This is a genomic window from Stenotrophomonas sp. YJH_SMC_105-26 (genome assembly GCF_059368915.1).
Genome location: NZ_JCAFSD010000001.1, coordinates 1,099,192 through 1,114,058 on the forward strand (window position 1 = coordinate 1,099,192; position 14,867 = coordinate 1,114,058).

Here is a 14,867-nt window from a genome sequence, read left to right on the forward strand (position 1 = left end):
GCATGCAGAGAGCTGCTCAGCAGTCCATCGTTCCGTGCGTGCTGCCCTCGTCATCCAGCACGTGCGCATGCAGGATCACCTGGTTGCGGCCAGCCCGCTTGGCGGCATACAGGCCGGCATCGGCGTCTGCCAGCAACTGATCGGCACTGGCCAGAGCCGGCGGATGCAGGTAACCCACGCCGATGCTGATACTGACCGATCCTTCCGGCAACGGCAGCGCTTCCACCGCCTGGCGCAGGCGCTCGGCCAGCGCCAGAACGCCCGACAGCGCGCTTCCGGGCACGATCACCGCAAATTCCTCGCCGCCATAACGTGCGACGCTGTCACCGGCGCGACCGGCGCTCGCCTTCAGTACCGCTGCCACGGCCTGCAGGCAGCGGTCGCCGGCGGGATGGCCGTGGCGGTCGTTGAAGGCCTTGAAATGATCGATATCCAACAGCAGCAGGCCCAGCTCGGTGCCACTGCGCCGTGCGCGATTCCACTCGGCCAGCAGCAGCGCGTCGAACTCGCGCCGGTTGGCCACGCCTGTCAGGCCATCCTGGCGCGCCAGCTGGTCCAGCGAGGCCTGCCGTTCCATCAGGTCCACCTGCAGCAGGATGCTGCGCAGGCCGAACCCCAGCGTCGCCACCACGAAACCGCTCACGGCCAGGGGCCGGGCATGGTCGACCACCAGGGTGCCCACCACCAGCAGCAGCAGCGGCAGGATCATCGGGCCCGCCGCCTGCACCGTGCGCGCCATCCGCGGATGCGGCGTCAGGACCCGCGCCGGTGCCTGGCTGAGTGCGAGCAGCGCCAGCAGCAGGAACGGCAGATCGATCAGCAGATCGGCATAGGCACCGAACGCATCACCGGAGGTGTAGTGGTTGATGTAATACGCCACCAACAGGTAGGTCGCCGCATACATCGCCAGCGCGCGGAAAAAGGTACGCCGCTCGGGAACGTCGCCGGCCAGCCAGCGCACCACCGCGAACACGGCGATGCACAGGTTCTGGATATCGAACATGCGTTGCATGTTGGACAACGCGTGGTCGTCGATGTCAACGCGGGCGGCGAACGACTGCGCGTGCACGAAGAACAGCACGCCCAGCAGCGCCGCCATGGCCGCATCGATCAGGCTGATGCTGACCCGTTCCCGGCGCGCCCTGGCCAGGATGAACACCAGGGGCACACCGTAGAGCACGTAAAGGAACAGGCTTGCGCGCGGGGTGAAATCGGCACGCCCGGCGCCCAGGGCGTCGATCATGTTGAACGCCATGCCGCCGGCCCACAGCAGCAGCGCCAATGCCGTGGCGCGCCACCCCAGTGCCGCGCGGTCGCGGCGGGCCCGCCACAGGCAGGCGGCCGCCGCCAGCAACGGGGCACCGGTCAGGAAAACGAAGGAGCCTACCCCGGCCGGACCAGGCCACAAGGCCAGCACCAGGCCATGGCACAGCACATACAGCAGCGCCAGCACTACCGGCATGCATCCCCCGATCCGCAAGGCCGTCTACGCGCACGATAGCGCGGGGCGACGCCACGAGGGTGTGATCCATCGCTGAAAAAGGGGACGGAGGGGATTAAGTCGTTTGCGGCACAGCGGCAAATGCGACTTAATCCCCTCCGTCCCCTTTTTTCCCGGGGGCTCAGCCCTGCAGGGCGCGGGCGTGGTGGGCGATGTGCTCGCCGATGAAGCTGCCAATGAAGTAGTAGCTGTGGTCGTAGCCGGGCTGCAGGCGCAGGGTCAGCGGATGGCCGGCAGCGGCGCAGGCCTCCTGCAGGCGCTGCGGCTGCAGCTGGGTCTGCAGGAACTCGTCCGCCTCGCCCTGGTCGATCAGCAACGGCAGGCGCTCGCTGGCCGCGGCAATCAGTGCGCAGGCGTCCCATTGCGCCCAGTCGGCCGGGTTGTCGCCAAGGTAGGCGTGGAAGGCCTTCTGCCCCCACGGAACATGGCTGGGCGCGACGATCGGCGAGAACGCCGACACGCTGCGGTAGCGCCCCGGATTGCGCAGCGCGATCACCAGCGCACCGTGGCCGCCCATCGAGTGCCCACTGATGCCGCGTGCGCCGGTCGCCGGGAACTCCGCTTCGATCAGCGCCGGCAACTCGTGCACTGCATAGTCATGCATGCGGAAGTGCTTCGCCCACGGTGCACGGGTGGCGTTGAGGTAGAACCCTGCGCCCTTGCCCAGGTCGTAGCCTTCGGCGTCGGCCACGTCATCACCGCGCGGGCTGGTATCAGGCGCGACAATGATCACGCCGTGTTCGGCCGCATAGCGCTGCGCGCCCGCCTTGGTGATGAAATTCTGCTCGGTGCAGGTCAGTCCGCTCAGCCAGTACAGCACCGGCAGCGTCTGCGTTTCCGCCTGCGGCGGCAGGTACACGGCGAACTGCATGTCGCAGCCCAGCGTGGTCGAATGATGGCGGTAGACGTCCTGCCAGCCGCCGAAACAGGCGCGGTGTTCAATGCGTTCCATGGTGCTCTCCTGCGCGGCGCGTCAGCGCACGCGTGCTTCTGGTAGATGCCGACCTTGGTCGGCTTATCCACGCCCGGCGTGGACGCCTTGGTTGATCAGTTCATCCAGCTGTGCCAGCAGGCGCAGCAACGATTCGACGCCAGGCTGGCCGTCCAGGTTGCGGTACGCCGCCACCGCCACGTCGCTGCGCGGTGGCCACTGGCCGTCGGCGCGGGCTTCGTGCAGGCGCGGCAGGAATACCTGTGCCAGCCAGTGCTCGAACGGCATTTCATCAATGCCGAAGGGCGAGTCCACCACGCGCGGTGGACCCACGCCGCCCTCGACCCAGCCCAGCGCGCGCAGCGCCTGCTCGATCGGGTCGACCAGGGCCGCGCGTGGGTCCTCCGCACGCGGCCTGCGCAGGGCGTCGAACCAGCCCACGCTGCGGCTCAGTAGTGGACCACCGAACGGATCGACTTGCCTTCATGCATCAGGTCGAAGGCGTCGTTGATCTTGTCCAGTTCCATCGTGTGGGTGACGAACGGGGCCAGTTCGATATCGCCCTTCATCGCATCCTCGACCATGCCCGGCAGCTGGCTGCGGCCCTTCACGCCACCGAAGGCGGTGCCCATCCACTTGCGGCCGGTCACCAGCTGGAACGGACGGGTGGAGATCTCCTGGCCCGAACCGGCCACGCCGATCACCACGCTCTGGCCCCAGCCACGGTGCGCGCATTCCAGCGCCGCGCGCATCACGTTGACGTTGCCGATGCACTCGAAGCTGTGGTCCACGCCCCAGGTGGTCATTTCAACGATGACCTGCTGGATCGGCTTATCGAAGTCCTTCGGGTTGATGCAGTCGGTGGCGCCGAATTCGCGCGCCAGTTCGAACTTGGACGGATTGGTGTCCACCGCGATGATGCGACCGGCCTTGGCCTGGCGCGCGCCCTGGATCACCGCCAGGCCGATGCCGCCGAGGCCGAACACCGCCACGCTGTCGCCTTCCTGCACCTTGGCGGTGTTGTGCACCGCGCCGATGCCGGTGGTGACGCCGCAGCCGAGCAGGCAGACGTGTTCCGGGTTTGCTTCCGGATTGATCTTCGCCAGCGACACTTCGGCCACCACGGTGTACTCGCTGAAGGTCGAGCAACCCATGTAGTGGTACAGCGGCTCACCGTTGTAGCTGAAGCGGCTGGTGCCATCGGGCATCACGCCCTTGCCCTGGGTCGCGCGCACGGCCACGCACAGGTTGGTCTTGCCGCTCTTGCAGAACAGGCACTCGCCGCACTCGGCGGTGTACAGCGGAATCACGTGGTCGCCCGGCTTGACGCTGGTCACGCCCTCGCCCACTTCAACCACGATGCCGGCGCCTTCATGGCCCAGCACCACCGGGAACAGGCCTTCCGGATCATCGCCGGACAGCGTGAACGCATCGGTGTGGCAGACACCGGTGTGGGTGATCTTCACCAGCACTTCGCCCTTCTTCGGCGGGGCGACGTCGATCTCGACGATCTGCAGCGGCTGGCCGGGACCAAAGGCGACGGCGGCACGGGACTTCATGGTGGACTCTCCAGAGACAGGCAATGACAGGATGGGCGGCGCCATGTTGCGCCGTCGTTTATTTCAGATATGAACGGATCAACGCGCTCATGTCGCGCACGCGTTCAGCGCGTTGCTCATCGGAGGCGGCGGGTTGCCCGAACTCCTCGCGCAGATGGGCCTCCATCACCTCGGACATCAGGCCGTTGACCGCGCCACGGATGGCGGCGATCTGCTGCAGCACCGGCCCGCAGTCGGCGCCAGCTTCCAGCGCGCGGTCCAGCGCATCGCACTGGCCACGGATGCGGCGCACGCGGGCCAGGACCTTCTTCTTCTCTTCGGGGGAGTGCGGCATGACCAGGCCACCTCGAAACTATACTGGGGGATAGTATACACAGGCAACCATCCCGCTCAATCGTGCCGGTTCAATCGAACAAGCCCTCACCCGCCAGCCGCGCCAGTTCATCCACCACATAGCGCACCTTCGGCCGCAGGTGCCGGGTCGGTGGCCACAGCGCATGGATGTCGATATGCCGTTGCATGTGCGCATCCAGCACCGAGTGCAGCGCGCCAGATTCCAGATGTCGGCGTACCAGTGAAATGGGCATCTGGCAGATGCCCAGTCCTGCGATGGCCGCATCGATCACCGCGTCACCATCGTTGAGCTGGTAGGCCGCGTTCGGGATGAATGTTCCCTCGGCATCATCACTGCCAATCCGCCACGCCACCGGTTGCCCATGACGGAAGCCAACGATGCTGCGATGCTGCGCCAGTTCATCCACGGTCGCAGGCACGCCATGCGCCTGCAGGTACTCCGGCGATGCGCAGGTGACCAGGCGCTGGCGACCCAGCCGCCGCGCCACCAGGTGCTCGGCCTGGTGCAATCCGCCGAAGCGGATCAGCAGGTCGATGCCCTCTTCGACGGGATCGACGAAATGATCGGTGAAGGTCATCGTCAGCTGCAGGCCCGGGTACTGCCGGCACAGGCGCAGCAGCACGGGCAGCACCACCAGCCGCCCGAACGAGGACGGCATGTCGATGCGCAGCCGTCCGCTGGGCAGGCCGGCCGACCCCAGGCAGGCTTCGGCGGCGGAGATTTCTTCCAGCGCCGCCGCACACGATGCGTAGTACGCCTCGCCATCGGTGGTCAGCGCGATGCGCCGCGTGGTGCGGTGGAACAGGCGCACGCCCAGCCGCGCTTCCAGCCGGGCGATGGCCTTGCCCACTGCCGAGCGCGAGATGCCCAGCGCGTCGGCAGCCTCGGTGAAGCTGCCTGAGCGGGCCGTGGTAACGAAGGTCACCAGGCCATTCAACGATTCCAGCGGCAGCATCTATCACGCTCCATTGGGGACAAATAGTCCCGCGCCCAGGGAGATCGAAGCGCTTTATGCGTCCGCATGTCAACTCCATCCTGTGTGCATCGCGCCGCTGGCGCCTTCCCCCACACCGAGATGACCGACATGATCGCCGCCCTGTTCCGCCCCTTCGATCTGGCAGGCACCGCCCTGCGCAACCGCATCGCGATGGCCCCGATGACCCGCGCCCGCAACCCCGGTGCGGTCGCCAACGAACTCACCGCGCAGTACTACCGGCAGCGCGCCAGCGCCGGCCTGATCATCAGTGAAGGCACCCCGGTCTCGCCGCAGGGCCAGGGCTACATCGACGTCCCGGGTATCTGGTCGGCCGAGCAGGTGGCCGGGTGGAAGCTCGTCACCGAGGCGGTGCATGCCGCACAGGGCACGATCTTCGCCCAGCTCTGGCACGTCGGCCGCATGTCGCATTCCTCGCTGCAGCCCGACGGTGGGCAACCGGTCAGCGCCGGTACCCGCCCGGTGGCCAGCGCACCGAAGAACACCTCGTTCGTGTACCTGGACGATGGCAGCCGCGGCCACGCCGATCCCACCCCGGCACGTGCACTGGAGACCGCAGAGATCCCCGGCATCGTCGACGACTTCGTGCGCGGCGCAGAGAACGCCATCGCCGCCGGATTCGACGGCATCGAACTGCATGCCGCCAACGGCTACCTGTTCGAACAGTTCCTCAACCCGGTCATCAACCAGCGCGAAGATCACTACGGCGGCTCGCTGCCCAACCGCGCGCGCTTGATCCTGGACACCGTCGATGCGATGGCCCAGCGCATCGGTGCGCAGCGCATCGGCGTGCGCCTGGCACCGAACAATCTCACCTTCGACATGCCGTTCTACCCCGACAACGAGGCCACCTATCTGTACCTGGCCGAGGAACTGGGCAAGCGCGGCCTGGCCTATGTGCATCTCAACGACAACCAGCAGGCGGGCCAGTCGGTGCTGGGCGAGGCCTTCCTGCAGCAGTTCAAGCAGGCCTACGGTGGCACCGTGATCCTGGCCGGCGGCATGACCCGCGAACGCGCCCTGCAGCTGGTCGAGGCCGGCACCATCGACCTTGCCGCGTTCGGCCAGCCGTTCATCGCCAACCCGGATCTGGTCGAACGCCTGCAGCGCAACATCGCGTTGGCCACGCCCGACCGCAGCACCTATTACGGGGGCGGCGAGGCGGGCTATCTCGATTACCCGGCCGCAGGCTGATCCCGCACGGGGCCCGCACGGGGTCGGATCCCCTTCCAACGGAAAGGGCTCTGACCCCTGTTCGGCGAACAAGGAGTCAGAGCCACGCTGCGCCCGGATCCGACCCCAGCCCTCAGGCGTCCTCGCGCACGTAGGCGAACGACTCGTCCAACCGCTCGAAGCCGATCACTTCAGCGACGATGGCCTGTGCCTCGTCTTCGCTGAAGTTCCCTTCTTCAATATCGTCAACGCGGGCGAACAGCCGCTGCAATGCCGCGTACTGGTCGCCGCGCAGGAAGGAATGGTGAGTCTGCAGCCAGCGCTGCAGATTCCCGGCCAGCTCGCCGTGCGACAGCAGTGTGTACGGCCGCTGGTAGTCGGCAACCGCTTCGACCATCTTGCGGAACACGAAATCCTGGTAGCTGGCGGCCAGCACGTCGGCACGGTCATCGTCATGCCACACCATCACCACCGGCGGTTCGCTGAAACCGGGCGCGTTGCTCCAGAAACAGTAACTGTCACCCGCGCCGGTCCGCGCAAAGGGCAGCAACTGCAGGTCAGTGCGCAGGGGATTGTAATGATCCTCCGCGGTCAGCTCCTGCCACGCCTCGAGCAGTTCATCGTGTTCCAACGGCTCATAGTCCTGGGCGTACAGCAGCACCGGCGGTTCTGCCTGCAGCGCCGGGAATACCACCTCGGACCATTCCGGATGGGGAGCACCCCAGCTCAACCGACCCGCTGCATGCAACTGCTTGAACAGGGGCGGGAAGGTCTGGCCGGTGGCCTGTTCGATGCCGGATAGCGCGCTCATGGATGTCCTTGTCGATCGAGACCGCCCAGCTTGCCCGAATCCGCGCAGGAGATGAACCGGCGGCACCACGCGGCAGGACTAGACTGCGACCACCGGATGCCGCCCATCGCTACCATGAACGCCACTGCCCACAGCTTCATCGTCAACATGGACGTGCCCGACCTGGCCGCCGCCGAAGACTTCTACATCCGGGCCTTCGGCCTGCGCATCGGCCGCCGACTCGGCCCGGGCGCCGTGGAGCTGCTCGGTGGGCCAACGCCGCTCTACCTGCTGCACAACGACGCCGGCAGCGCCGCCACGGAAGACGGCGACGTGCGCGACTACGAGCGTCATTGGACGCCGCTGCACCTGGACTGGGTGGTGGATGACATTGAAGCCGCGCTGGCACGTGCAGTTGCGGCCGGGGCGACACTCGAGCAGTCCGTGCGCGAGCGTCGCTGGGGACGCATCGCCGTACTGGCCGATCCGTTCGGGCATGGCTTCTGCCTGATCCAGTTCAGTGGCGAAGGCTACGATGCGCTGGTTGAATGACCGGCGCGCCGTTCACCACGGCAACGGCACTGCTTCGCCGTTGGCGCGCTCGCCGTAGTACAGCGAAGGCAGCAGCCGCGACAGGAAACTGAACTCCGTATAGCAGTGCCTGAGCAGGCCCAGGCCGACCGCGTCGCCGGCATCGCGACGCGGATCGGCGCTGTCCAGGCCGAGCACGAAGCGGCTGCGCAGCACGCAGCCAAACGACGTATCGCGCGCCACATGCAGCATCTGCCCATCGCAGGGATCGCCCTGTACATCCAGACGCACGTGATCACCGAAGCCGATGCGCGCGGCGATCACCGCCGATACATGGCCTGCATCCTGTGCCGCCTGCAGGCGTTCGGGCACCAGCAAGGTGCGCGGGTCATGGAACTTCAGGCGCGCCGCCACCGGCGGAATGTCAGCGAGCGATTCCACCGCATGGATGCTGGCGCCGTGGTAGCTGCGCCCGCTCTGCCAGGCCGCGTCCCAGCCGCGATGCTCGACATGATCGACCGGATGCCACCAGCGGATGTGCTGGGTGGTCTCGAAGAAGGTGAACCACCAGTCCAGCATGCGGCCCTTGCAGCCGTGCAGATCGGTGCGCACCGCCACCAGCAGCGTGCCGTCTTCGCGGCGCTGGATGCCGGTTTCCAGATGCATCGGCGCCGGGTCCAGCAGATCGTGGTGGTCCAGCCAGGGGCGAGCGTTCACAGCGGTATCCATGGGAGTCTCCTACGGGTTGGGAGACCCGACAATAAGGAAACGATTTCCGTTTCGCAATTAACCGGGTGCGGTAAGATGGGCGCAATGAACAGCACCACCCTGCCCGCGCCCACATCACCGTCCCGCCGTCGTGGCCGCCCTGCGCGACCGGAAGCCGAAGTCCGCCACGCGGTGCTGCAGGCCACGCTGGAGCTGCTGCTGGCACAGGGTTACGAGGCCACCACCATTGAAGCGGTGGCGGCGCACGCCGGGGTGGCGAAGAAGACCGTCTACCGCCATGCCAGCAACCGCGAGGAGCTGGTCGGGTTGGCGGTGCGTGAGTGGACCGACGGCTTCGCGCCACAGCTGCAGCGTGATGCGCGCAATGCCCAAGAGGTCGTGCCGTTGCTGCAGGACATCCTGCACGCGGTGTGCACGCAGGCGCTATCGGCGCAGGCGGTGCAGGTGTTCCGCCTGCTGGCCACCGATTTCCCCGGCAAGGACGCGCTGCTGCAGGCCTACCTCGACAACGGCATCGAACGCGGCCGTGCGCTGCTGGCCGACTGGCTGGCACGTCAGCAGCAGCGTGGACTGCTGCGCGAGGGAGATTCCGCATGCATGGCGCGGCTGATCCTGGCGATGGCCGTGGCCGAGCCGCTGCGCGAACGCGTGATCGGCGTGGTGGCCGAGGATGCGCCAGTGGAGATGCATCTGCGTGAGTGCGTGGCGTTGTTGGCGCCGGTGTTGCAAGGGCCGTAGCGTGGTGCCATCCACGCATGGCGTGGATCTACCGGCCGATGTCGATTCGTTGATCGGCAACGCCCTGCCCCGGCAGGTGCCGACCGTTGGTTGGCAATGGCCTGCCCCGGTGGGTGCCGACCGCTGGTCGGCACCACGTCATCCATCGCAACTCACTCGCGCAACATATCCACGAACGCACGCAACGCGCCCGGCATCTGCCGCTGCTTCGGGTAGTACAGCGCGAAGCCGGCAAACGGCTCGCTCCAGTCTTCCAGCACCGCCACCATCTGCCCCGATTCGATGTACGGCCTTGCCGTGTCTTCCAGCACGTACGCCAGGCCGATGCCATCCAGAACGGCGCGCACGATCGTGCCCTGCTCGCACAGGGTCAACCGCCCGGGCACGTCGATCTCCAGCGCCTGCCCATCGCGCTCGAACTGCCACTTGTACAGGTGCCCACTGGCGAAGCGGAAGCGGATGCATTCGTGCGCGGCCAGGTCGCGCGGATGCTGCGGTGCCGGCCGACGCCGCAGGTAGTCCGGCGAGCCGACGATCAGCCCGCGCAGTGGCGGCCCCATCGGCACCGCCACCATGTCCTCCGGCACGAACTCATGCAGGCGCACGCCGGCGTCGTAGCCCTCGGCGACGATGTCGACCAGGCCGTCATTTTCGGTCAGCTCCACCCGCACGTCGGGATGGGCGTGCAGGAAGCGCGCCAGCCTCGGCCCCAACTGGGTCGGTACCGCCGCGCGGGTGGCGTTGATGCGCAGCAGGCCGGCCGGGGCTGCGCGGAAGTGGTTCATTTCTTCCAGTGCGTCGTGCACCTGCCCCAACGCCGGCTGCAGGCGCTCCAGCAGGCGCTGCCCGGCCTCGGTCAGGGCCACGCTGCGGGTGGTGCGATGGAACAGGCCCACCCCCAACCGTTCCTCCAGCGCGCGGATCGCGTAGCTCACCGCCGAGGTCGACAGCGCCAGCTCGGCGCCGGCACGGCGGAAGCTGCGCTGGCGGGCGACCGCGGCGAACGCGGCCAGGTGGGAGAGGTTGTCAGTGGCCACGATTGTGCAGTTTCACTTGATGAATCATGCCGATATCCGCGCTTCTTGCTGCTGGTTGCGGGGCGTATTGTAAAACGCCTTTCGATAAACCCTGCCAAGGATTCCCCATGTCCCTCGCCCGTGGTTATGCCGCCCATTCCCATACCGACCCGCTGGTCCCGTACGAGTTCGAACGCCGCGCGGTCGGCCCGGACGACGTGCGCATCGAGATCCTCTACAGCGGCATCTGCCATTCCGACCTGCACCAGGCCCGCGATGACTGGGGTGGCTCGATCTACCCGATGGTGCCGGGCCACGAGATCATCGGCCGGGTGACCGAAGTCGGCAGCAACGTCACCCGCTTCAAGGTCGGCGACCACGCCGGCGTCGGCTGCATGGTCGACTCGTGCCGCCACTGCGACGCCTGTGAGCACGATCTGGAGCAATATTGCGCCGAAGGCGCGACCTGGACCTACAACGGCCGTGAACGCGAAACCGGCGCGCCGACCTACGGCGGCTATTCCGACCACGTGGTGGTCGAGCAGCGCTTCGTGGTGAAGGTGTCCGACACCCTCGACCTGAAGGCGGCCGCCCCGCTGTTGTGCGCCGGCATCACCACCTGGTCGCCGCTGCGCCACTGGAAGGTCGGCCCGGGGCAGAAGGTGGGCGTGATCGGTCTCGGTGGCCTCGGCCACATGGGCGTGAAGTTCGCCAAGGCACTGGGCGCGCACGTCGTGATGATCACCACCACGCCGGAAAAGGGTGCCGATGCCAAGCGCCTGGGCGCCGATGAGGTACTGGTCTCGCGCGATGCCGCGCAGATGAAGGCGCACGCCGGCAGCTTCGACTTCCTGCTCAACACCATCCCGGTCGGCCATGACACCAACCCGTACATGGGCCTGCTCAAGCGCGAGGCCACCATGTGCCTGGTCGGCGTGCTGACCGAACTGGACCCGCCGCTGACCGGCGGCAGCGTGATCTTCGGCCGCAAGCACCTGACCGGCTCGGCAATCGGCGGCATGGCCGAAACCCAGGAAATGATGGACTTCTGTGCCGAGCACGGCATCGTCAGCGACGTCGAGATCATCGACATCAAGAACGTCAACGAAGCCTGGGAACGCATGGCGAAGAACGATGTGCGCTACCGCTTCGTGATCGACATGGCGACGATGCAGAACGCCGCCTGATCCAGGGCAGATGCGAAAAAGAAAAACCCCGGCAATGCCGGGGTTTTTCTTCTGGTAGTGCCGGCCGCTGGCCGGCAACCCCATACATCTGCCGGCCAGCGGCCGACACTACCGCAATCCACTCAGTACGCGAACTCGCGGAACACCGGATCGACGTCGCCGTGCCAGCGGCCATGGAACAGCGCCAGCTTGCGCTCGGCCGGGGTCAGGCCGGATTCGACGATCTCCTGCAGCACGTCCAGGAACTTGCTCTCGTCCTGGCCGTCGGCATTGCGCGCCGCACGGCGCCTGAGGCCTTCGACGGAAATCTTCACCGCTTCGCGGGCCAGGTCGCGCACCGTGCCATTGCGGAACGGCAGGTTCATCGCATGCTTCGGCACGCCGTCGCGCAGTGCATGGCGCTCGGCCAGGGTGAAATCGCGTACCAGGTCCCAGGCGGCATCCAGTGCGGTGTCGTCATACAACAGGCCCACCCAGAATGCCGGCAGCGCACACAGGCGGCTCCACGGGCCACCATCGGCACCGCGCATTTCCAGGTACTTCTTCAGGCGCACTTCCGGGAACGCGGTGGTCATGTGGTCCGACCAGTCGCGCAGCGTCGGCAGCGCACCCGGCAGCACCGGCAGCCTGGCCTGCATGAAATCGCGGAAGCTCTGCCCGCTGGCGTCGTGGTAGATGCCATCGCGGTAGGAGAAATACATCGGCACGTCGAGCAGGTAGTCGACATAGCGCTCGTAACCAAAACCATCCTCGAACACGAAGTCGAGCATGCCGGTGCGGTCGGCGTCGGTGTCGGTCCAGATATGCGAGCGGTAGCTCAGGTAGCCGTTCGGCTTGCCTTCGGTGAACGGCGAATCGGCGAACAGCGCGGTGGCGATCGGCTGCAGCGCCAGCGACACGCGGAACTTCTTCACCATGTCCGCTTCGGTGGCGTAGTCCAGGTTCACCTGCACCGTGCAGGTGCGGGTCATCATGTCCAGGCCCAGCGAACCGACCTTGGGCATGTACGAGCGCATGATCTTGTAGCGCCCCTTCGGCATCCAGGGCATTTCATCGCGCTTCCACTTCGGCTGGAAGCCCATGCCGAGGAAACCCAGCTGCAGTTCGCCGGCCACCTGTGCCACTTCGTTGAGGTGGGTGCCGGTCTCCACGCAGGTCTGGTGGATGGTCTCCAGCGCCGCGCCGGACAGTTCCAGCTGTCCAGCCGGTTCCAGCGTCACCGAGGCACCGTCGCGTAGCAGCGCGATCGTGTTGCCGTTTTCCTGCACCGGCTCCCAGCCGAAGCGGACCAGGCCGTTGAGCAACGCTTCGATGCCGCGCTCGCCCTCGAAGGTCGGCGGGCGCAGGTCATCCAGGCGGAACCCGAACTTCTCGTGCTCGGTGCCGATGCGCCACTGCGCGCGGGGCTTCTCGCCGGAGGCGATCACCTCCACCAGCTGCGAGCGGTCGGTAATGGGGGTATCGGCGACGTGGCTGGGGCTCGACAAGGGGAAGGCTCGCTGGACGGTGGCGGGGGATGTGGGGCTCGCGGCCTTCCATCGCAAGGGCGCACTATAGCGTGGCACCCCGTTGCGTCATGCGACGGTGACGGGTTTCAGCATCCTACCGACGCCCTCTTGACCCTCGTACACTCGGCGTCATGAACCGTCATTCGCGACACCCCGAACTGCACCGCTCCGAGCGCGTCGGCTGGTTGCGTGCCGCCGTGCTGGGGGCCAACGATGGCATCGTCTCGGTGGCCGGCCTGGTGGTCGGCGTGGCGGCCAGCGGCGCCTCCGCCACCACTATCCTTGCCACCGGCGTGGCCGGCACCGTGGCCGGCGCGATGTCGATGGCCGCCGGCGAGTATGTGTCGGTGCAGACCCAGGCCGACACCGAAGCGGCCGACCTGGCAATGGAAAAGCGCGAGCTGCGCGAAGACCCGCACAGCGAACTGGAGGAGCTGGCCGCGATCTACCGCCACCGCGGCCTGGAGCCTGCATTGGCCCGGCAGGTGGCCGAACAGCTTACCGCCCACGATGCACTGGGTGCCCACGCCCGCGATGAGCTGGGCATCACTGACACCCTGCGCGCGCGCCCGCTGCAGGCGGCGCTGGCCTCGGCCGGTGCGTTCACCTGCGGTGCGGCGCTGCCGGTGCTGACCGCCCTGCTCGCGCCGACCGACAAGGTTGCGTTGATGACCACGGCCAGCACCCTGCTCGGCCTGTGCCTGACCGGCGCAGTGGCGGCCCAGGCCGGGGGCGCACCGCCTGTACGCGGCGCGGTCCGGGTGATGTTCTGGGGCGCGCTGGCGATGGCTGCGGCGGCCGGCGTCGGTCGCCTGTTCGGTGCCCAGGTGTCATGACCGGCATGCTGCCAGCGGCCACTGCGTTACTGGCCGAGATGGCCAGCCTGGCCGGCTGCGGGCGCGCCGAGGGCTATGCCTGCATCACCGCACGCCGCGAGCATGGCGCCAGCTCGGTGGAGGTTCCACAACCGCAGTTCGCGATCCTGCTGGAAGGCCGCAAGCAGGTACGTACTGCACACCAGTCGCTGACGTTCGTTCCCGGCGACATCCTGCTGCTGACCCAGCGGTGCCGCATCGACGTGGTCAACACCCCCGATCCCTGCAGCGGCCGCTACCTCAGTGCCATCGTGCCGCTCTGCACCGAAGTGCTGGCGGCGGCGCGCACGCTCTGGAACGAAGAGCTTCCCGCCCCCGGCCAGGCGATGGCGCGACTGCCGTTGATCGACCATGGCGCGGTGCTGCGCCAGTGGCGGCAATCGCTGCAGGACGGCCGTTACAGCGACGCGCGGCTGGCCCTGGCCTCGCTGGTGCTGACCCTGTGCCGACAGGGCCACGGCAACCTGCTGCTGCCGCAGGCGCCGAGCCTGGGCGAACAGATCCGCGACCGCATCGCCGCCGAACCAGCACGCGACTGGCAATCACGCGATGTGGAAGAACAGTTCGCGCTGAGCGGCGCGACCCTGCGCCGTCGCCTGGCGGCCGAGGACACCAGCCTGCGCCAGCTGCTCACCGAGGCCCGGCTGGCGCATGGCATGCAGCTGCTCTACACCACCGACCTGCCGTTGAAGACCGTGGCCGCACGCGCGGGCTACCGGTCTGCGGCCAGTTTCAGCAAGCGCTTCGCCGAGCAGTACGGGCTGGCTCCCACAGATATTTGAGGGGGTTCGGCAGGGCTGCGCCCTGCACCTGCCGAAGCAAGAGCAAGAGCAACAGCAATAGCGTGCATCCCGTGGGATGGCGGGGCACTGTGGGTTTGCGGGGACGCCGTAAACCCGTCCATGGGGGCTTGGTCGCCGCATCCATGCGGCTCACACCCCGCCAACCCACAGTGCCCCGCCTTCGACAGATTCCGGCGG

General features: G+C 67.3%; 16 protein-coding genes. 6 read left to right on the forward strand and 10 right to left on the reverse strand.

The annotated features are described in order from the left end of the window. Positions 1 to 16: 16 nt before the first annotated feature. The 6 genes from AC5P7F_RS05005 to AC5P7F_RS05030 form a co-directional block, all read right to left on the reverse strand. Entirely contained in the window at positions 17 to 1,462 is a 1,446-nt protein-coding gene (locus tag AC5P7F_RS05005) for a GGDEF domain-containing protein (protein ID WP_049408786.1), read from the reverse strand. Positions 1,463 to 1,622: 160 nt separating this feature from the next. Continuing rightward, the gene (gene fghA / locus AC5P7F_RS05010; protein WP_164077729.1) at positions 1,623 to 2,453 is read right to left on the reverse strand and encodes an S-formylglutathione hydrolase; all 831 of its coding nucleotides are present in this window, start codon (positions 2,451 to 2,453) and stop codon (positions 1,623 to 1,625) included. A gap of 63 nt (positions 2,454 to 2,516) precedes the next feature. Continuing rightward, a complete protein-coding gene (locus tag AC5P7F_RS05015) occupies positions 2,517 to 2,873 on the reverse strand; it encodes a YqcC family protein (protein ID WP_049440658.1) in 357 nt (118 codons plus the stop codon). An 8-nt stretch (positions 2,874 to 2,881) separates the two neighbouring features. Beyond that, positions 2,882 to 3,991, reverse strand: coding sequence for an S-(hydroxymethyl)glutathione dehydrogenase/class III alcohol dehydrogenase (locus AC5P7F_RS05020; protein ID WP_049440659.1), 1,110 nt, complete (start codon positions 3,989 to 3,991; stop codon positions 2,882 to 2,884). Between the two features lie 58 nt (positions 3,992 to 4,049). Beyond that, positions 4,050 to 4,325, reverse strand: coding sequence for a formaldehyde-responsive transcriptional repressor FrmR (gene frmR / locus AC5P7F_RS05025; protein WP_005411009.1), 276 nt, complete (start codon positions 4,323 to 4,325; stop codon positions 4,050 to 4,052). 70 nt (positions 4,326 to 4,395) lie between these two features. Further along, on the reverse strand, positions 4,396 to 5,301 hold the full coding sequence (locus AC5P7F_RS05030) for a LysR substrate-binding domain-containing protein (RefSeq protein WP_164077728.1): 906 nt from the start codon (positions 5,299 to 5,301) through the stop codon (positions 4,396 to 4,398). Between the two features lie 129 nt (positions 5,302 to 5,430). On the opposite strand from AC5P7F_RS05030, the gene AC5P7F_RS05035 reads away from it, so the two are divergent. Continuing rightward, positions 5,431 to 6,534 (forward strand): alkene reductase, encoded by a 1,104-nt coding sequence (locus tag AC5P7F_RS05035; RefSeq protein WP_049408792.1) that lies wholly within the window; start codon positions 5,431 to 5,433, stop codon positions 6,532 to 6,534. Between the two features lie 112 nt (positions 6,535 to 6,646). Here AC5P7F_RS05035 and AC5P7F_RS05040 read toward each other — a convergent pair whose 3' ends face one another. Continuing rightward, the gene (locus AC5P7F_RS05040; protein WP_075076355.1) at positions 6,647 to 7,324 is read right to left on the reverse strand and encodes an SMI1/KNR4 family protein; all 678 of its coding nucleotides are present in this window, start codon (positions 7,322 to 7,324) and stop codon (positions 6,647 to 6,649) included. Between the two features lie 114 nt (positions 7,325 to 7,438). Between AC5P7F_RS05040 and AC5P7F_RS05045 the strand changes: the two genes are divergently transcribed. After that, complete coding sequence (locus AC5P7F_RS05045) at positions 7,439 to 7,855, forward strand: VOC family protein (protein ID WP_014648391.1); 417 nt, start codon at positions 7,439 to 7,441, stop codon at positions 7,853 to 7,855. 12 nt (positions 7,856 to 7,867) lie between these two features. On the opposite strand, the gene AC5P7F_RS05050 is transcribed toward AC5P7F_RS05045, so the two are convergent. Next, complete coding sequence (locus AC5P7F_RS05050; protein WP_481462537.1) at positions 7,868 to 8,563, reverse strand: DAPG hydrolase family protein; 696 nt, start codon at positions 8,561 to 8,563, stop codon at positions 7,868 to 7,870. A 75-nt stretch (positions 8,564 to 8,638) separates the two neighbouring features. Between AC5P7F_RS05050 and AC5P7F_RS05055 the strand changes: the two genes are divergently transcribed. Continuing rightward, positions 8,639 to 9,301 carry a TetR family transcriptional regulator gene (locus tag AC5P7F_RS05055; RefSeq protein ID WP_164077726.1) on the forward strand — a complete coding sequence of 221 codons (663 nt, stop codon included), beginning with the start codon at positions 8,639 to 8,641 and terminating at the stop codon, positions 9,299 to 9,301. Positions 9,302 to 9,453: 152 nt separating this feature from the next. On the opposite strand, the gene AC5P7F_RS05060 is transcribed toward AC5P7F_RS05055, so the two are convergent. Beyond that, entirely contained in the window at positions 9,454 to 10,338 is an 885-nt protein-coding gene (locus AC5P7F_RS05060; RefSeq protein WP_049440663.1) for a LysR substrate-binding domain-containing protein, read from the reverse strand. Positions 10,339 to 10,445: 107 nt separating this feature from the next. Between AC5P7F_RS05060 and AC5P7F_RS05065 the strand changes: the two genes are divergently transcribed. Continuing rightward, entirely contained in the window at positions 10,446 to 11,504 is a 1,059-nt protein-coding gene (locus AC5P7F_RS05065; RefSeq protein WP_014648395.1) for an NAD(P)-dependent alcohol dehydrogenase, read from the forward strand. 122 nt (positions 11,505 to 11,626) lie between these two features. On the opposite strand, the gene AC5P7F_RS05070 is transcribed toward AC5P7F_RS05065, so the two are convergent. Next, positions 11,627 to 12,991, reverse strand: coding sequence for a glutamate--cysteine ligase (locus tag AC5P7F_RS05070; protein ID WP_014648396.1), 1,365 nt, complete (start codon positions 12,989 to 12,991; stop codon positions 11,627 to 11,629). Between the two features lie 152 nt (positions 12,992 to 13,143). Between AC5P7F_RS05070 and AC5P7F_RS05075 the strand changes: the two genes are divergently transcribed. Beyond that, positions 13,144 to 13,848, forward strand: coding sequence for a VIT1/CCC1 transporter family protein (locus AC5P7F_RS05075; protein WP_014648397.1), 705 nt, complete (start codon positions 13,144 to 13,146; stop codon positions 13,846 to 13,848). Continuing rightward, entirely contained in the window at positions 13,845 to 14,669 is an 825-nt protein-coding gene (locus AC5P7F_RS05080) for a helix-turn-helix transcriptional regulator (RefSeq protein WP_069117884.1), read from the forward strand. Before AC5P7F_RS05075 ends, AC5P7F_RS05080 begins: the two co-directional genes overlap by 4 nt. Positions 14,670 to 14,867 lie beyond the last annotated feature (198 nt).